We start from the raw sequence: 20,977 nt of genomic DNA on the forward strand, positions 1-20,977 counted from the left end.
GCCGGCCAGTCGGGAGCCAGCCCCGCACACCGGCTGGCATAGGCCACCCCCAGATCAGCCACCAGCGGGGTGATCGACAAGCCGTCGGCGGCGATATGGTGCACCACGGCCACCAACACATGCTCGTCGCCGGTGACGCGGAAAAGCCGTGCCCGCAACGGGATTTCGGTCGCCAAGTCAAACGGGTGACGCGCCGCCGCTTCGATGGCCTCCTCTAGCTGTGTTGCCGACCATCCGGTGGCATCAACGACGTCCCAACCAAAGTCGGCCCGCCCGGCGGGGATCACCACCTGCTGGGGTATACCCTCGGGCGCCGCAAACAGGGTGCGCAGGCTCTCGTGGCGGCCCACCACATCGCCCAGCGCCGCACCCAACACGTCGGCATCCAGGCGCCCGCCCAGCCGCAACGCCGCCGCCATGTTGTAGATCGGTGAAGGCCCCTGCAACTGGTCGATGAACCACAACCGGTTCTGGGCAAACGACAACGGCACCACCGCGGGCCGCTCGACGGCCACCAACGGCTCCAGCCCAGTCCCATCGGCACCGACCCGCAGCGCCAGCTGGGTAACCGTGGGCGCCTCGAACACGGTGCGCACCGCAAGACCGGCGTCCAGACTCGCGTTGATCGCGCCGACCAGGCGCATCGCCGACAGCGAATCCCCACCCAAGTCGAAAAAGGAGTCGTCGACACCGACCCGTTCGAGCCCGAGTACCTGGGCGTAGATGCCGGCCAGGATCTCCTCGGTGGGTGTTTCCGGGGCCCGGTACGCACCGACGGTGTACTCGGGTGCCGGCAACGCGCGGGTATCGAGTTTGCCGTTGACCGTCAACGGCAGCGCGTCCAACACCACCACCGCGGCCGGCACCATATACTCCGGCAACCGCTCGGCCAGCTGGAGACGCAGCTCGGCCGGATCGGCGGTCCCGATGACATAGCCCACCAGCCGCTTATCGCCCGGGCGGTCCTCACGGGCGGTCACCACCGCCTGCTCCACCCCGTTCAGCCCGGCCAGCGCCGCACGCACCTCACCGAGCTCGATGCGATAGCCACGGATCTTCACCTGCTCGTCGGCACGGCCCAGATACTGCAGCTGCCCATCAGCACCCCAACACACCAGATCCCCGGTGCGATACATCCGCGCGCCCGGCAACCCGAAGGGACAGGCTACGAACCGCGATCCGGTCAACTCGGCCCTGCTGATGTACCCAACCCCGACGCCGACACCCGCCACATACAACTCGCCGACGACACCGACCGGCACCGGCCGCAACCAACCATCCAGCACAAACAACGCCGCAGTCGACACCGGCGCACCGATCGGCGGCGTCCCCGATCCCGCCGCCAATGCACTCATCGACGCATACACCGTGGCCTCGGTCGGGCCATAGGCATTGATCACCACCCGCCCCGGCGCCCACCGATCCACCACCTCGGCCGGACACGCCTCACCGCCGAGCAGCAACGCCACCGACTCCAACCCCTCCGGCGACAACGTCCCCACCGCAGAAGGGGTCTGGGTCAACACATTGACCCGTTCACCGACCAGCAGGGCGTGGAACTCATCCGGGGAGCCGACCACCGAGTCGGGCACGACCACCAACCGGGCACCGGTGAGCAGCGCGGCCCAAATCTCCCACACCGAGAAGTCGAAAGCATAGGAATGGCACTGCGTCCACACCTGCGCCGGCGGCAGGTCTGAGGGCTGCGAGTCCGCCAGATGGGTCAGGTTGCGGTGGGTGACCGCCACTCCCTTGGGGACACCTGTCGTGCCCGAGGTGTAAATGAGGTAAGCAATGTCGTCAGGGGCCGGCACCGAGACCGCAGTGCTGGGTTGCGCTTCGACAGCCTCGTCGTTGACATCGATGACCACTACGTCATGCCCGTCCAGCCGCGGGCGCAGCTCCGCGGAGGTGATCGCGGCGATCGGCGCGGCATCGGTGAGCATGAACCCGATCCGCGCCGCCGGCAACGCCGGGTCAATCGCCAGGTAAGCCGCCCCGGTCTTCAGCACCGCCAGCATCGCGACGATGGCCGAGGATGAACGTTCCAACAGCAACGCTACCCGTTGCCCCGCACCCACCCCATGGCCGATCAGCAAGTGCGCCAACCGGTTAGCCGCTTCCTCGAGTTCCCAATAGGTCATCGAGCGGCCCTCGAAAGTCACCGCCCCAGCCTCTGGGGCACGGGCCACCTGTTCAGCGAACAGCACCGGGATCGACACCGGCGGTGGTGCGGGTTGGGTCAACACCGACCGATTGCCCCACCCATCTAGCCGGGCGCGCTCACCAGCACTAAGCACATCCACCGACGACAACGACCGTGTCGGATCAGCGGCCATCGCCACCAACAGCTGCTGCAACCGCCTGGCTAAATCCGAGACGTCAAAACTCGAAAAAGGCTGCCCGGCGCCGGCCGTGCTGAAAAGCTGCTCATCACCGAATCCATAGAACAACAGCCCGAAGTGACCTATCGGGCCAAAAGTGGTATAGGTCGCTGTTGCCGGAACACCGGCAAGATCCAGGGTCAGTCTGGCCGGCACGAAATTAAGAACTACCCGATTTGTCGCCTGCGTGAGGCCGCGAACATCACCGTCATTCTCGAGAAGATGCACCGGAAACCGCTGATGTTTCACCGCTTCTCGTATTCGTGAGTCAACGTGTTTACAGAAATCGGCCACCAAAAATTCCGGCGACGCTGTCAAGACCAGCGGTACCACCCCGGCCACCATCCCAGGAAGCAGCTTTGACGCGGGACCTACTCGCCTGCTGACCGGGAAGTTGAACACTACCTCTGAACCGTCAGCGTCGAACGCACCCACCAGAAGTGCGCACGCCGCAGTGAGGACCGATGATCGACGGATACCCAACCTCTTGGATAGCTCTTTGATTCGGCCGAGGACGAGTGGATCCAATTGAACCGGCGCCGACGGCCAATACGAATCCCGCTCCCTCGCGGCCTGAGGCAACCGATAATCCGGGCTGCTTTCCTGCGGAAGGTTCTCGCTCCAATAGGCCTGATCTTCCAAATAATCGCTGGACGCTTCGTACTCTGACTCGCAGTCAACCAAGTCCTCTAAAGAGCCAAAAAATCGAGGTGGAATCGGGGCGCCGGAGACAATGGCAGAGTAAATAGTTGCAATCCGACGGCCTACCAGGGCAATGCCGGTTCCGTCTATGATTATGTGGTGGCTGCATACGAACCAGTAATATTCGTCGGGCCGTGTCTGGAATAATGCAAATTTGAACAGGGGGCCGGTGAACGGCATGGGCGTGCGTTGGATCGAGGACGCGAGTTCGTGGGCTTTCTGCACGGGATCCCGCGAACCGCTCAGGTCATAGAAGGGCAGCTCGACATCCGGATAGTCCATCGCCCGTTGAAAAACCTGGCCATCCACCTCGAAGATGGCGGCCCTGCTCGGTTCGGCCTCCTGCACCGCCCGCCGAATCGCCCATTCGAGGGCCTCACGGTCTACCGCGCCCTCGATTTTGGCGAACAGGCCGAGCTGCCACTCCGTACCGAGCTGGCCCGTTTCCTGCGAAAGCCAAATGTCGAGCTGGCCCCGCGTCAGCGGATATGCCTGGGCATCGGGATTTGTCGACCGCCCGCACGGTTCAACGATCAAAACCACGACCTGCCAGCCTCTCGCGCAGACTCTTCGGACGGATGTCAGCCCAGTTCTGTTCGATGTACTCCAGGCATGCAGCGCGATCCGCTTCGCCGTAAACCCTCTGCCACCCGGCTGGAATGTCGGCGAACGCCGGCCACAGGCTGTGTTGCTCTTCGTCGTTGATCAAGACGAAGAAGCTGCCATTGTCATCATCGAACGGGTTGGTACTCACCGGTCCTCCAAATTTCGCTTGGCATGGGTCGAACAGTTCGCTGCACTAGCTATTTCGACCAGTTGCTCTAGGGCTTGGCCCGGCAACGGCTCCATGCCCGTTGCATGATCCAGAGCGTTATGCGTTTCAAACCCGCTGTCTGGCTTATTAAGCCGGGTAGCGTAGTCACTACGCGCACATCGAGTGGTAGACGCAAACCGACAGAGTGGCTTGCGTAGTGACAAGCAAACGCTCACCGAGGATGCGCGTGCTAGCGCGGATTGCGTTCTGCAACAGCGTGTTTCGTCGAAAGTGCCGACTATTGGCCGTTACGCAGGGACTCGGACCTCGGCCGCGACGACCACGAGGGCCGTTGCCGGACACCCGGTACGGCGGGCAGAACTCGTCATTTGCCCTGCGCCTGTTTCACATTGGTAAGTGGATGAGCCGTTGGCGCCTGCTCTTTGACGCCAAGCATCGCGAAGATCGAGTAGAGGCGTCCGACACCCTCGGGACTGCGACAAGCAGTCTCGTCGGCGGTCGTAGACACGTAGCCGACTGCGAGCTACAGCTCCCCGGCGTCGATGGCTTTCTTGACTTCCTGCGCGTGGGCCACCTGCGCGGCGGTGTACCCGATCAGCAGCGCCACCACGTTGAGCAGCACGACTACCCCAGCCAGCCACAGCATTCCGTAGGTGTAGCCGCGGTCCAGCGCATGCAACTGAGCGGAGTTCATGGACTTCACCGGACCAACAGTGCCGCCCAGGGATAGTGTGCGCGACGTTACGGCGGCCTGGACGATGACCAGAACCAGCGGGCCGCCCAAGGTCTGCAGCATCACTGAAATCGCCGATGTGGGCCCGATGCGGTCGGAGCCGACGCTGGCGATCACCGATAGCGTGAGCGGGACGAAGATCGCGCCGATACCAGTAGCACCGATGAGGAGCGGCAAAACAAGATTCGGGAAGTACGGGATCCTGGCGTTGAGTGTCGCGCCGTACAGCGTCGCGACCAAAATCAGGCTGCCGCTGGCGATCACCACCACTCGCGGCGGGAACGACATCACCAGCTTCGACGCCACGCCCACCCCGATGGCCACCCCGATGCCGAACGGGATGAAAGCGATGCCAGCGTGCAGCGGACTGTAGCCCATGATGGTTTGCACGTAGAGACCGACCAGCACGGTCAGGGTGAAAAACACTCCACCGGCAAGGAACGTAGCCGCGAACGCGGCCAGCCGGTTGCGGTCGAAGAACAGGTTGAACGGCACGATGGGGTTCTCCGCGGTGCGCTCCACCACGACGAACGCCACGAAAGCGGCCAGAGCCACCAAGCCCGAACCGATCGTGATGGCCGACCGCCACCCCACCTCCGGGCCCATCGAGAGACCGAACACGGCGGCGGTACAGGCCAACGTGGCCAATACAGCCCCGGTGGCGTCGAGCTTCATCCGCTCCTTCTGTGTTTCCTGCCGCGTGATGACGGCCAGGTAGATAACCGCCAGCCCGATCGGTACGTTCACCAAAAACGCCAGCCGCCACGACACGTCGGTGAGCGCCCCGCCGACCACCAGGCCCAGCACCCCGCCGAGACCGGTCATCGCGCCGAGCACCGCCGTCGCCGCATTGCGCGTCGACCCCTTCGGGAACGTGGTCGCTATCAGCGCCAAATTAGTCGGTGCGATGATCGCGGCGGCCGCGCCGTGCAGCAGCCGTGCCGATATCAACGTCCTTCCGTCCCAGGCGATGCCGCACAAGGTCGAGGCGAAGGTGAACAGCGCGACCCCGAGGATGAAAGCCCGCTTGCGGCCGACAGTGTCTCCCAGGCGGCCACCCAGCAGCATCAGGCCACCAAAGGTCAGCATGTAGGCGGTAATCACCCAGCTTCGCCCGGCATCCGACAGGCCGAGCTCGTTCTGGATCCTGGGCAGCGCGAAGATCGCGACGGGGCCGTCCATCGCCACCATCAGCTGCATACCGCCGATCGCGACGATTACGGCGAACCGGCGAGACCGCAGGAAAGCCGGAACGTGTCTCTTCGCATGATGGAGCGTGGTCGGTTCGCTAGACATCTTCGAACCGCTACTTCGCCGGGGCGCCCTGGTTGACGAGGGCCTCGAAACGTTTTTCCCAGCGAAGATAGTTGCCGGCGAGGCCGGTGAGAGGCACGAAGGGCATCGCGATCACCGACGTGAACACCGAGTTTATGATATTCGCCGGGAAACGCATCGGCCGCATGATGTCGACGAAAAGGATCACCCGGACCCCGTCGGTCCGGTTCCAGGCCTCGTGCTCGAAGGTGTCATCGAAGATCATCACCTTGCCCTCCTGCCAATTACGGGTCTGCGACCCGACTCGGATGGCACACATCTCGGCCGGCTCGGGAATGAGCAGCCCGAGATGGAGGCGGAGCACGCCCTTCCAGGGACCACGATGCGGCGGCAGGTGCTTGCCGGGCGCGAGGATGGAGAAGAAGGCGGTCTTCATGCCCGGCATCTGCTTGAGGAGCTTGGTTGTTTCCGGACAGCGGCGGCAATTCCCCCGCGCCTTGAGACCGTAGGCGTAGAAGAAGAACGTTTTCCAGCCGTCGTCTTGGGTGAGCGCCTTCTGGGCCGGCTGGAGTTCCTGGAAGGCAGGGAGGTCCGCCGCGTAGGGCAGAAGCGCATCGAGCTCGGCACGGACCTTGCTCCAATCAGCCTCGACCGCCCCAACCCAGGGAAAGTCCTGGGGGTCGAAAAACTCGTGGTCGCCGTACGTCGAGGCACGGCCAATGAAGTTTTCAAATTTAAAGAACATGTTTTGTATGAATTGGTAGAGCCAGATGCGCGTTCGCAACAAGAATCCTTGCTGCTGTTGCGTCTCGCTCTCCACAACGCGACCGAACAAATCCTTTTCGATTTTTTGCATGGAGCCTAGCCCCTCTCTGAGTGTGATGTCCATCTTGCCCAAGCCCGGGAACGCACTTTCGCTGCGATCATTCCATGCACGCACCTTCGATTTCTAGTAGAAGTTTGAGTTGCTGGCCAAACAGGATGAGCGATTCGGTACTCATCATTTCTTGATGCGTGCAGTTAATCGGGTAGCTGTTGATGTTGCCTGCAACATAAGGTCGCCAGCTTTGCGTCGCAGACGAAGCCCGATCGCCCTCATCCGCGACAGCCGCGAATATATCTACGTCACCATCGAAAACACCCGGTTCGTGCACTCGCGCCAACGCGAGATTGGTAGCGTCGTTGCGCACAATCAGATCGAGCAGCGGCTTGTATTGAGCAAATTCGACAAAACCTCTTTCGCGGAGTAGTTCTTCTACCCACTCATAGGTAAGCGGCTCATCCTGATCGGGAATGTCTATACGACAGAACCGCAAAACTTCCTCTAGCGCCTTCTCGACTAAGACATCGTTATTCAGCATGTCACTGCTTGGGATATCCAGTAAAGCGTCGAGAAGGACAAGGCGCGCGATCAAGCATCCGCGCCGTTGCAGCTCGATGGCAATTTCATGCGCGACGACGCCTCCGAAAGACCAGCCGAGAAGGTTGTAGGGCCCGGTAGGATCTATTTCTTGGATCCGGTCGGCATAAATTTTCGCCATATCGAGGATTGATGCGGGTTCGGCCTCGTCATTTTCCGAGGTTTGTTGAATTCCGATGATCGGGCATTCCAAATAATTACCCAGAGCGTGATACGGCCAGACCAGCCCACTCGCGGGATGAATGCAGAACAGCGGGACGCCGGCGCCCTGCTTGAGGAATTCAACGGGGACTACTTCGGCCTCGCTGGCATCTTGAGCCAACTGTTGGCTCAGGCTTCTCACCGAAGGCGCCTGGAAGAGGGTGCGCACCGCAAGGCTTGTGTCCAAGGACTTGTTGATCGCGGCGATCAGGCGCATTGCTGACAGGGAGTCTCCGCCCAGGTCGAAGAAGGAGTCGTCAACCCCGACTCGTTCGAGGCCGAGTATGTGGGCGTAGATGGTTGCCAGGGTCTCTTCGGTGGGGGTAGACGGCGCCCGGTATCCACCGGCGGTGTATTCCGGTGCCGGCAGGGCGCGGGTGTCGAGTTTGCCGTTGACTGTCAACGGCAGCGTGTCGATCACCACCACCGCGGCCGGCACCATGTAGGCCGGCAGCCGCTCGGCCAGTCGGGTGCGGACCTCGGTTGGGTCGGCGGTGCCGGTGAAATAGCCGACCAGGCGTTTGTCGCCGGGGCGGTCCTCGCGGGCGATCACCGCGGCCTGGTCCACCCCGTCGAGGGCGGCCAGCGCGGCGCGGATTTCGCCGAGTTCGATGCGATAGCCGCGGATCTTGACCTGCTCATCGGCGCGGCCCAGGTACTGCAGCTGGCCATCCGGGCCCCACTTCACCAGGTCCCCGGTGCGATACATGCGCTGTCCGGACTGGTCGAACGGGCAGGCCACAAACCGCGACGCGGTCAATCCGGCGCGGCGCACATAGCCGACCCCGACCTGGGTGCCGGCCACATACAACTCCCCGACCACCCCGGCCGGTACCGGTTGCAACCACCGATCCAACACGAAGAAGGCAGCACCCGGCACCGGCGCACCGATCGGCACGACATCGCTGCCCGCCGTCAGGGGGGCGCTCAAAGCCACCCACATCGTCGTCTCGGTCGGACCGTATTCATTGATCATCACGCGACCGGGTGCCCACCGATCCACCAGTTCGGCCGGGCAGGCCTCACCCCCGACGAGCAGGGTCACCGATTCCAGTCCCTGCGGCGGTAATGTCCCTGCCGCCGAGGGGGTTTGGCATAAGACGCTGACCTGTTCGGCGATCAGCAAGGCGTGGAAATCCTCCGGTGAGGCCGCGACCGACTCGGGCACCACCACCAGGCGCCCACCATGGAGCAGGGCGCCATAAATCTCCCAGCCCGAGATGTCGAAGCTGTAGGAGTGCCACTGCGACCACACCTGTGCGGGTCCGGCCAGATCCGGATCCATCGACCCCAGCAGCGCGGTGACGTTGTGATGGGCGATGGCAACGCCTTTGGGCACCCCGGTCGTGCCCGAGGTGTAGATCACATAAGCAAGATCGTCGGTTGCCGGTGCCGCCAATCCCGTGCACGGATACGTCTGGATACGCGGATCGTTGACGTCGATGACCGGCACCTCATGCCCGTCGAGGCGCTCGGCCAACCCCGCAGTGGTGAGCGCGGCGATCGGCGCGGCATCGGCGAGCACGAACCCGATCCGGGACGCCGGGTGCGCGGGGTCGATCGGCAGATAGGCCGCCCCGGTCTTGAGCACCGCCAGCATAGACACGATCGCCTCGGCGCACCGGGAAAACAGCAGCGCCACAGTCTGTCCCGGACCTGCCCCGCGCCCGGCCAGCAGATGCGCCAACCGATTCGACGCCTCATCGAGCTCGCCATAGGTCATCGAGCGATCACCGCACACCAGCGCAACGGCGTTCGGGGTGCGGGCCACGTGGGTGGCGAACACTTCCGGGACCGACACCGCAACGCTCGACGGGTTGGTCAAAACCGCCTTATTACCAAGCACTTCCAGGCGGGCATGCTCGGTTTCGTCGAGCACGTCGATTGCCGAGAGCCGCCGGGACGGGTCGTCGGTGAGCTCCATCAACACTCGCTGCAACCGTGCAATCAACGCCTCGATGCTGGCCGCGTCGAAGACATCGGTGCGGAACTCCACCGACCCGCCGATCCCGGCGGGCTCCCCGGCTGAGTTCCAGCGTTCACCCAACGTCAAGGTGAGGTCCATGCGGGCGACCTGGGTGTCCGCGGACAGCGGGGTGACCTGCAGATCACCCAGGGCCAGCCCGGCGGGGGCGCCGTCGTCGCGGGCGAAGTTCTGCCAGGCCAGCACCACCTGCACTAGCGGGTGATGGGCCAACGATCGGGTCGGGTTGAGCCGCTCGACCAGCACCTCGAAGGGCACGTCCTGGTGCTCGTAGGCGGCCAGGCTGCGCGCTCGCACTTGGTCCAGCGATTCGGTGAAGCTGGGATCGCCGGCCAGATCGACCCGCAGCACCAAGGTGTTGACGAAGAACCCCACCAGCTGATCGAGTGCCGGATCATCACGTCCGGCGATGGCGAACCCGACGGCCACGTCGGGACTGGAACTGAGCTTGGACAGTAGTACCGCCAGCGCGGCCTGGATCACCATGAAGCCGGTCGCGTTGTGCTCGCGGGCGACCCGCGCAACGCGCTGGTGCAGCTGCGCCGGCCAATCCACGATCACACTGGCCCCGCGGTAATCGGCCACCGGCGGGTAGGGCCGGTCGGTGGGCAACGCCAGCCGCTCGGGCAGCCCGGCCAGCTCCTGCTCCCAATACGCCAACTGCGCAGCGATCGGGCTGTCACTGTCGGCCACGTCGCCGAGCTGCGCGCGCTGCCACAGCGTGTAATCGGCGTACTGCACCGGCAATGGCGCCCAACCCGGGGCGTGCCCCGCGCACCGGCTGGCATAGGCCACCCCCAGATCGGCCACCAGTGGGGCCATCGACACGCCGTCGGCAGCGATATGGTGCATCACGGCCACCAACACGTGCTCGTCCGCGCCGACGCGGAAAAGCCTTGCCCGCAACGGAATCTCGGTCGCCAGATCAAAGAAGTGATTTACCGCCGAACCGATGGCCTCACCCAGTCGGCCTTCCGGCCAGCCGGTGGCATCCACAACCTGCCAGCCGAAGTCGGCCCGCTCGGCCGGGATCACCAGCTGCTGGGGTATTCCCTCGACCGACGGGAACACGGTGCGAAGGCTTTCTTGGCGGGCCACCACATCGGCCAGCGCCGCACCCAACGCCTCGGCATCCAGACGCCCGCTGAGCCGCAATGCGGCCGCCATGTTGTAGATCGGTGAAGGCCCCAGCAACTGGTCGATAAACCACAACCGCTGCTGGGCAAACGACAACGGCACCACCGCCGGCCGCTCAACCGCCACCAACGGCTCGCGCCGGCCCCCATCCCCACTTACACACAGCGCCAATTGGGTAACCGTGGGTGCCTCGAACACGGTGCGCACCGAAAGATCGGCATCCAGAGCGGTCTCGACCTTGGCGACCAGCCGCATCGCCAACAACGAGTCCCCGCCCAAATCGAAGAAGGACTCGTCGACCCCGACCCGCTCGAGCCCCAGCACCTCGGCGAACGCGCCGGCCAGGATCTCCTCGACCGGGCCAGCCGGAGCGCGATAACCGCCATTCTGATACCCCGGCGCCGGCAGCGCGCGGGTGTCAAGTTTGCCGTTGGCGGTCAGCGGCAGCGCATCGATCACCACCACCGCGCCCGGGACCATATAGTCCGGCAACCGCTCAGCCAGCGCGCTCCGCAGCTCGGCCGGGTCCCCGGTCCCGGTGACATAGCCCACCAGGCGCTTGTCGCCCAAGCGGTCCTCACGGGCGATCACCACCGCCTGTTCCACCCCATCCAGTTCGGCCAATGCCGCCCGGATCTCCCCCAACTCGATGCGATAGCCGCGGATCTTGACCTGCTCATCAGCGCGGCCCACATACCGCAGCTGCCCGTCGGTACCCCACCGCACCAAATCCCCGGTGCGATACATCCGGTGCCCCGGCGCTCCCGCACCGCCGAATGGGCAGGCCACAAACCGCGACCCGGTCAACGCAGCCCGGCCCACATAGCCGACCCCGACCCCGCGACCGGCCACATACAACTCACCGACCACCCCCGCCGGAACCGGTCGCAGCCACTCGTCGAGCACAAACAGCGCCGCCCCCGACACCGGTGACCCGATCGGCACCACCCCCGAGCCGGCCGTCAGCGGGGCGCTGATCGCCACGCACATCGTCGTCTCGGTCGGGCCATAGGCGTTGACCATCACCCGCCCCGGCGCCCACCGATCCACCACCTCGACCGGACACGCCTCACCGACCACCGCCAACGCCACCGACTCCAGCCCCTCGGTCGGCAACGCCGCCACCGCCGACGGGGTCTGCGTCAACATGCTCACCCGTTCAGCAACCAGCACCCGGTGCAAGTCCTGCGGCGAACCGGTCACCGCCTCCGACACCACTACCAGGCGCCCACCGCGCAACAGCGCACCAAAGATCTCCCACACCGACACGTCAAACGCCAACGAATGGCACAGCGCCCACACGCCCGCGTCCGGCAGGCCGGCATCCAACGACCCCAACAACTGGGTCACATTGCGATGGGTGATCGCCACCCCCTTGGGCACGCCGGTGGTGCCCGAGGTGTAGATCAGATAGGCGATATCGTCCGGGGCCGGCGCCGGCAAGCCGGTGCTGGGCTGGGCGGCAACAGCGGGATCGTTGACATCAACGACCACCACGTCATGCCCGTCGAGCCGCTCGGCCAGCTCGGTGGTGGTGACCGCGGCGATCGGCTTGGCGTCGTCGAGCATGAACCCGATCCGCTCCGCCGGGAGCCCCGGGTCGATCGGCAGATACGCCGCCCCCGTCTTGAGCACCGCCAGGATCGACACGACCGCCTCGGCCGACCGCGAAAACAGCAGTGCCACAGTCTGTCCCGGACCCGCGCCCTGAGCGGCCAGCAGGTGCGACAGCCGGTTAGCGGACTGCTCGAGCTCACGGTAAGTCATCGAACGGGCTTCGCAGGTCACCGCCACCGCATTCGGTGTCCGGGCCACCCACTCAGCGAACAGCGCCGGAATCGACACCGGCGTGCTCACCGACGCGGTCAACACCGCCCGGTTACCGATCGCATCCAGCCGGGCATGTTCGCCCTCGCCGAGCAGGTCCACCGACGAGAGCCGCCGGGTCGGCTCGGTGGTCATCGCCATCAACACGCGCTGCAACCGCGCGATCAACGCCTCGATGGTGGCCGCGTCGAATACGTCGGTGCGAAACTCCACGTGTCCGGAAATCCCGGCGGGCGCACCGGCCTCGGTCCAGTTTTCCTTGAGGAAGAAGACCAGATCCATTTTTGCGGTCTGGGTATCCCCGAGCAGCGGAGTCACCTGAAGGTCACCCAAAGCGAGCCCGGTTGCGGGGACATTGACCTGACCGGGGAAGTTGTTCCAGCCCAACATCACCTGCACCAGCGGGTGATGGGCCAACGACCGGGTCGGGTTGACCCGCTCCACGAGCACCTCGAAAGGCACATCCTGGTGTTCGTAGGCGGCCAAGCCACGCGCCCGCACCTGGCCCAGCAACTCAGCCACGGTCGGATCGCCGGCAAGGTCGACGCGCAATACCAAGGTGTTGACGAAAAATCCCACCAGCTCATCGAGGGCGGGGTCGCGCCGACCGGCGATCGCGAACCCCACCGCCACATCGGAACTGGCGCTGAGCTTGGACAGCAGCACCGCCAGGGCGGTCTGCATCACCATGAAGCCGGTCGCGTTGTGCTCACGACTCACGCGAGAAATTTGCTGCTGCAACAGCGCCGGCCACTCCACCGCGAGCCTGGCGCCGCGCTGATCAGCCACCGGCGGATAGGGCCGATCGGTGGGCAGCTGCAGCCGCTCGGGCATCCCGGCCAGTGCCTGCTCCCAATAGGCCAGCTGGGCGGCGATGCGGCTTCCACTGTCCTCGAGATCACCAAACTGCGCGCGCTGCCACAGCGTGTAGTCGACATACTGCACCGGCAACGGCGCCCAGTCGGGGGCCCGCCCCACACACCGGCTTGCATAGGCCACACTCATGTCACGCACCAGCCGGGTTGTCGACCACCCGTCGGCGGCGATTTCGTGTACGACGGCCACCATCACGTGTTCGTCGTCGGCGACGCGGAAAAGCCCTGCCCGCAACGGGATTTCGATGGCCAGGTCAAACCCGTAGCCCACCGCGGCGCCGACGGCTTCATTCAGCCGGTCTGCCGGCCAGCCGGTGGCATCGATGACCTCCCAGCCGAAATCGGCCTGCTCGGCGGGCACCACCACCTGCCGCGGTATCCCATCAATCGCCCGGAACAGGGTGCGCAGGCTCTCATGGCGGCCCACCACATCGACCAGCGCCGCAAACAGCGCGCCCGCATCCAGGTGGCCACTCAGCCGCAACGGCAGCACCACGTTGTAAAGCGGTGACGGCCCCTGCAACTGGTCGATAAACCACAACCGGCTCTGAGCAAACGACAACGGAATCACCGCCGGCCGCTCCACCGGCTTCAACGGCTCCAGGCCCCCGCCCTTACCGATACGGGGCGCCAACTGGGCCACCGTGGGCGCCTCGAACACCGCACGCACCGAAAGATCGGCATCCAGGCCGGCGTTGACCGCCGCGATCAGGCGCATCGCCGACAGCGAATCCCCACCCAGATCGAAGAACGAGTCGTCCACCCCGACCCGGTCCAGCCCCAGCACCTCGGCGAACACGCCGGCGACGATTTTCTCGGTCTCGGTCTGAGGCGCCCGGAAGGCTGTGGCGGCAAACACCGGTGCGGGCAAGGCTTTACGGTCAAGCTTGCCCGAGGAGGTCATCGGGAACTCGTCGAGCACCACGATGTGCGTCGGCACCATGTATTCGGGCAACCACGCACTCAACTGCTGACGCACCGCGGCGATCTTGGTGTTGGTCTGCGGGTCATTGGCGTGGGTACCGCGTTGGTGAGCCCCGTCGGACGGCAGATACAGATCGGTCAGCGGTGGGGTGGGGCGCTGGGGGTCGACGGGGGTGATGAAGACGGCGTCCAGGGTGCCGGGTTGAGCGCCCCAGGTGACCGCGACGTGATATCCGGCGGTCTCAGCCAGGCCGTGCAGTTGTTCGGGGACAACGGCATCGGCGTCGTCGGCGCGGGCCAGCGCGTCGGCTAACGGCAGCCCGGCGGCGAGGGCATGTTCGATGCCGACGTCGCTGATCAGTCCGGCGCGGGGGATCTCCGTGACGCGGACAGTGTTGGGTCGTTGGGATATCAGCCGGTCGTGCAGTCCACCCAGGCCCGCGCACTGGGCCCACGCCCAGCTGTCTGCGGTGGCCAGTGAGCGCACCGGTGCGGGGGTTTTGTGGATAGTGACGTCGTAGCGGTACCGGTTGAGTTCGTTGTCGGCCATCCCGCGTTTGACTTCAATATCCAGCCCGACCGTCGACGGCTGCTCGGCGGCCCAGATGGTGAAAAACTCTGGGGCCAGCAATAATTCGGCTTCGCCGAGCATGGCGCGCTGAACTCGTTGACGAATCTCGGCGGCATCAGTGGCGGCCGTGCGGGCCAGCGCGACGCCGGTCTGAAACGCGCCCTGCAGACTGTGGTTACGCACGTCGCCGATGAACAACGCGCCGCCCGGTGCCAGCAACCGCATCGCCACCGACATCACGTCGCGCAGATACCCCGCGCTCGGGAAGTACTGGACCACCGAGTTGAGCACCACCACATCGAAGTGGCCCTCCGGCAGCCCGTCGGCCACATCGGCCGGCTGCACCCGAAGTTGCACCCGGTCCCGCCACGGCTGCGCGGCCACCGCCGCCTGCAGCTTGTGGATCGTCGGCGCCGAAAAGTCCGTCGCCCAATACTCGGCACAGTTCGGGGCGATCTGGGACAACACCAGGCCCGAACCCACGCCGAGCTCCAACACCCGCCCCGGCCGCAGAGCCAGGATCCGATCCACCGTGGCCGAACGCCACTCTTCCATCTCCTCAAGCGGAATCGGTTCACCGGTCAGGCTGCTGTTCCAGCCGCGGAAATCGCTGCCGAACTCCGGTGCACTGGCGGCGGCCTCATCGATTTCAGCGTCGTAGAGCTCGTCGTAGATGTGTTGCCACTGGTCGACGATTTCGGCGTCGTCATCGGCGGCGGCGGCGTCAGTCTGCTCGAGGGTCACATACGCGACGAGATGAGAGGCAGTGTCGCCGTGGTGCATAACCGCCGCGGCCTGGGTGACCTGCGGGCAGGCCAGCAGGGTGTTTTCGAGCTCGCCCAACTCCATGCGCTGCCCGCGCAGTTTCACTTGGGTGTCGGCCCGGCCGAGATAATCCAGCGTGCCGGCTGCGGTCCAGCGCACCAGATCCCCGGTGCGATACATTCGGGCCCCGGCAGACCCCGATTGGGCCGCAAAAGGATTCGCCACGAACCGCTCCGCGGTCAACCCGGCCCGGCCCACATAACCGTGCGCCAGCGGCCCACCCACATACAACTCGCCGACCACACCGATCGGGGCCGGGTTCAGCCGCGCATCCAGCACCAGCGCACACAAGCCCGCAATCGGGGCACCGATGCGCACCGGCTGACCAGCCACCAGCGGCGCCCAGGTGACCCAGATGGTGGTCTCGGTGGGACCGTAGGCATTGAACATCCGCCGACCCGGCGCCCAGGCGGCCACCAACTCCCCCGGGCAAGCCTCCCCCACGGTGATCAGTAGGTCCAGCGCGTCCAGGCGGGCCCGATCCAGCGACGACAACACCGTCGGCGTCAAAACCGCCGCACTGACCCGCTGGCCGTGCATCAACCCCGTCAGCGCCTCCCCGGCATATGCGTCCGGCGGCGCCACCACCAACGTCGCCGCAGACGCCACCACCAACAACCATTCGAAAAGCGACGCATCAAAGGTCGGCGCGGCCACCGCCAAGACCCGCGCATCCGGGCCCAACCCGAACGCCTCACGATGCGCCGCCGCCACGCCCAGCAGACCGGCGTGGCTGACCGCCACGCCCTTGGGCACACCGGTGGACCCGGACGTGAAGATCACATAAGCGGTGTTGTCCACACCCAATGGAGCCAGCCGGTCGGCGTCGGTAATCGGATCCGCGCAACGCCCGGTCAAATCCAGATCATCGATGCGCAGCACCGGGCGCGCCCCGGCCACCGTGTCGGCGCTGCACGTCAACACACAGACGGCGTCCACCGCGTCGAGCGCCGCCGCGATGCGCTCCACCGGATGGGTCGGATCCACCGGCACATACACTCCACCGGCCTTGAGCACCGCCCACCAGGCCGCCAGCAACTCCACACACCGATCCATGGCCACGCCCACCGCGCGCTCGGGACCCACGCCGGCCTCGATCAGCACCCGCGCCAACCGCGTCGACCATTGGTCAAGCTCGCGGTACGACACCTCGCGGCCATCATCGATGACGGCCACCGCGTCCGGGTCGGCGGCCACCGCCGCCGCCAACACTTGCGGCGCGAGCCCCACCGGCGCGGTCACCCCAGCACCAGACCAGCGCGACAGCAGCAGATCACGCTCGCCGCGATCCAGCAGCGACACCTCGCCCACCGCCACCGAGGCGTCGGCCACCACCGCCTCGATCACCCGGCCGAACCAGCTGACCATCCGCTCGATGCTGGCCCGGTCATACAGATCCGTGGCGTACGTCAACACGCCGGCGGCCATCGGCGCTGCCGTATCCGCGCTGGGCACTTCGCTGAGTTGGATATCGATGTCGAATTTGGCGGTGCGGGTGCCCACCATCAGCGCCTCGACGCTGACGCCCTCCAGCGCGATCTCGGGGCGCGCATTGTTCTGAAGGACGGTGGCCACCTGAAACAGCGGATGATGCGACGCCGAGCGCACCGGGTTGAGCTGCTCGACCAGCAGCTCGAACGGCACATCCTGGTTGCTGTAGGCATCCAGCGCCTTCTGGCGCACCTGCTCGAGCACCTCGCTGAACTGCTGTGCAGGGTTGACACGCACCCGCAACACCCAGGTGTTGACGAAAAACCCGACCAGCTCGTCGAGCGCCGCATCCATCCGCCCGGCAATCGGGGTGCCCATCGTGATGTCCTCGCCGGCCCCGGCCCGGTGCAACACCACCACCATGGCCGCCTGCAAGACCATCGAGGCGGTCGCGTTATGGGCCGCCGCCAACGCCTTGATCCCCGCCCACAGCCGGGGGTCGAGGTGCACGGCCAGCTCATCGCCGCGGTAACTGGGCGCCGGCGGGCGCGCCCGATCTGTCGGGAGCGACACCACCTCGGGCAGATCGGCCAGCTCCTGCCGCCAATAGGCCAGCTGCCCGGCGATCACGCTGTCGGGATCGGACTCGGCGCCCAACCAATCCCGTTGCCACAGTGTGTAATCGGCATACTGCACCGGCAACGGCGCCCACTGCGGGGCCCGACCCTGCCGCCGCGCCCGATACGCCTCGCCGATATCCCTGGCCATCGGGGCCAGTGACCAGCCATCAAAAGCGATGTGGTGCACCACAATTCCCACCACATGCTGCTCCGGGCCCACCGCATAGATCTGCGCCCGAATCGGAATCTCGGTCGACAAATCAAATCGATAGCCTGCCAGCGCCGCCAGCTCGCCCACCAGATTCTGCTCGGCCAACGAGACCACCGCGTCCCCGCGCCGCCACATCCCCGCCTCGGCCGGCACCACCTGCTGCACCGGCACGCCATCGACGTCGGGAAATATGGTGCGCAGCGATTCGTGGCGCGCGATCACGTCGTCGATAGCCGCGCCCAGCGCCTCGACATCCAGCACCCCGTTGATCCGGAATGCGGTCGGCATGTTGTAGGTCGCCACCCCGCCCTCGAACCGGTCGAGGAACCACAACCGCTGCTGGGCGAACGACAACGGCACCGCGGCCGGCCGTGCGCCGACCACTAACGGCTTACGCCCGCCCCCATCCCCGCCGATACGGGGAGCCAACTGAGCCACCGTGGGCGCCTCGAACACGGTGCGCACCGCAAGGTGAGCATCCAGGGCGTTGTTGACCGCGGCGATCACCCGCATCGCCGAAAGCGAATCCCCGCCCAGGTCGAAGAAGGAGTCGTCGATACCGACCCGCTCGAGGCCGAGTACCTGGGCGTAGATGCCCGCCAGGATCTCCTCGGTCGCGGTACCCGGGGCGCGATAGCCATCGCCCGACGTGTATTCGGGTGCCGGGAGCGCGCGGGTATCGAGTTTCCCGTTGACCGTCAATGGCAGCGCGTCCAACACCACCACCGCCGCCGGGACCATGTAGGCGGGCAGCCGCTCGGCCAGCGCGCTCCGCAGCTCGGCCGGATCGGCGGTCCCGATGACATAGCCCACCAACCGTTTGTCGCCGGGGCGGTCCTCGCGGGCGATCACCACCGCCTGCTCCACACCGGCCAGCCGGGCCAGCGCGGCCTGGATTTCGCCGAGCTCGATGCGATAGCCGCGGATCTTGACCTGCTCATCGGCGCGACCCAGATACCGCAGGTGCCCGTCGGCCCCCCAAGTCACGAGGTCCCCGGTGCGATACATCCGTTGTCCCGACGCGGCCGCCCCGGCGAACGGGCACGCCACAAACCGAGAGGCCGTCAAAGCAGCCCGGCCCACGTATCCGTAGGCCAGCCCGCCGCCGGCGACATACAACTCGCCGACCACCCCGGCCGGCACCGGATGCAATGACGCGTCCAGCACGAAAAAGCCAAGATGCGCCAACGGTATCCCGATCGGGCTGACATTGCGGTCGACGTCGGCCACGGTGATCTCGCGGAACGAGGCATGCACCGTCGTCTCGGTGATTCCATACATGTTGATCAGCCGCGGTAATTCCGGGTGCTTGCGCAGCCACGTGTCAAGGCGCTGGGGTTCGAGTGCCTCGCCGCCGAACACCACCGTCTGCAGATTGAGCCGATCGTCGGACTCCGGTGCCCGAGCATCGGCGGCTTGCAGCGCATAAAACGCCGACGGCGTCTGACTCAATACGGCGACCTGTTCGGCAATCAGCAACGCGTGCAGGTCTTCCGGCGACCGAACGACCGCATCGGGCACCACCACCAGCCGCCCGCCATGCAGCAGCGCACCGAAGATCTCCCACACCGAAAAGTCAAAGGCCAACGAGTGACACTGCGACCACGCCCCCGTGCCCCGCAGCTCTTGGTCGGCATTCAAGGTTTCCAGCAGCCGGAGCACGTTCTGGTGCGCGACGGCCACGCCCTTGGGAACCCCGGTGGTGCCCGAGGTGTAAATCAAGTAGGCGACATTGTCCGGATCCGGCGCCGGCAATCCCGTGCACGGGTAGCCGGGAATGCGAGGGTCATCGACATCAATGACCGGCAATTGGCGCTCATCCAAGCGACCGGCCAACCCGGCATTAGTGATCGCGGCGATCGGCGCGGCATCGGCAACCATGAACTCCATCCGGGCCGCCGGGTGCGCGGGATCGATCGCCAGGTACGCCGCCCCGGTCTTGAGTACCGCCATTATCGCCACGACCGCCTCGGCCGACCGCGGCAACAGCAGCGCCACACACTGCCCCGGGCCGGCGCCCAGGCCGGCCAACAGGTGCGCCAACCGGTTCGACGCCTCGTCGAGCTCCCGGTAGCTCATCGAGTGGTCTTCGAAGGTCACCGCCAGCGCTTCGGGCGCACGCGTGACTTGGGCGGCCCACAGGGTCGGAATCGATACCGGTGTGGGTGCGGGCCGGGTCAACACCGCCCGGTTGCCCCACCGATCCAGGCGGCCGTGCTCATCGGTATCGAGCACATCCAGCGACGACAACCGCCGGCTGGGATCGGCGGTCATGGCCGCCAACACTCGCCGCAACCGCTCGATCAGCGTTTCGATGCTTTGGGTGTCGAACACGTCGGTGCGGAACTCCACCGTCCCGCCGATCCCGGCGAGCTCACCGGCTTCGCTCCAGCGTTCGGCCAACGAGAACGTCAGGTCCATCCGGGCGGTGCGCATGTCCACCGACATCGGCGTGACCTCCACATCACCCATCGCCAGCCCGGCGGTGGGGTCCCCGGCGAAGTTCTGCCAGGCCAACACCACCTGCACCAGCGGGTGATGGGCCAGGCTTCGGGCCGGGTTGAGCCGCTCCACCAGCACCTCGAAGGGCACGTCCTGGTGCTCGTAGGCGGCCAGGCTGCGCTGACGGACCTGAGCCAGTAACTCAGCGACCGTGGGATCCCCGGCTATCTCGACCCGCAACACCAAGGTGTTGACGAAAAAGCCCACCAGCTCATCGAGTGCGGGATCACCGCGCCCGGCGATCGGGAAACCCACCGCCACCTCGGAACTGGCGCTGAGCTTGGCCAACAGCACCGCCAAGGCGGCCTGCATCACCATGAAGCTGGTCGCGTTGTGCTCACGGGCCACCCGACGAATTTGCTGCTGCAGTCCGGCCGGCCAGTCCACGACCACACTGGACCCGCGGTAATCGGCCACCGGCGGATAGGGCCGGTCGGTGGGCAGCTGCAACCGCTCGGGCAGCCCGGCCAGCGCCTGCTCCCAGTAAGCCAGCTGCGCCGCGATCGGGCTCTCGGCATCGGCCAGATCCCCCAACTGCGCACGCTGCCACAGCGTGTAGTCGACATACTGCACCGGCAAC

5 protein-coding genes are annotated in these 20,977 nt (G+C 65.8%); all 5 read right to left on the reverse strand.

Annotated features, from left to right (window positions below; all coding sequences use genetic code 11):
• The coding region (locus tag MTY59_RS27060; protein ID WP_221046697.1) for a non-ribosomal peptide synthetase at window positions 1-3,629 on the reverse strand (3,629 nt) is incomplete at its 3' end.
• A complete protein-coding gene (locus tag MTY59_RS27065; protein WP_221046698.1) occupies window positions 3,613-3,840 on the reverse strand; it encodes an MbtH family protein in 228 nt (75 codons plus the stop codon). The genes MTY59_RS27065 and MTY59_RS27060, both read right to left, overlap by 17 nt.
• Window positions 3,841-4,384: 544 nt before the next feature.
• Entirely contained in the window at window positions 4,385-5,890 is a 1,506-nt protein-coding gene (locus MTY59_RS27070) for an MFS transporter (RefSeq protein WP_221046699.1), read from the reverse strand.
• A 10-nt stretch (window positions 5,891-5,900) separates the two neighbouring features.
• Window positions 5,901-6,758 (reverse strand): aspartyl/asparaginyl beta-hydroxylase domain-containing protein, encoded by an 858-nt coding sequence (locus MTY59_RS27075; RefSeq protein ID WP_250160921.1) that lies wholly within the window; start codon window positions 6,756-6,758, stop codon window positions 5,901-5,903.
• Between the two features lie 34 nt (window positions 6,759-6,792).
• Window positions 6,793-20,977, reverse strand: a 14,185-nt coding sequence (locus MTY59_RS27080; protein ID WP_221046701.1) for an amino acid adenylation domain-containing protein, incomplete at its 5' end; no start/stop codon positions are given.

This window comes from Mycobacterium senriense, assembly GCF_019668465.1.
Classification (GTDB): domain Bacteria; phylum Actinomycetota; class Actinomycetes; order Mycobacteriales; family Mycobacteriaceae; genus Mycobacterium; species Mycobacterium senriense.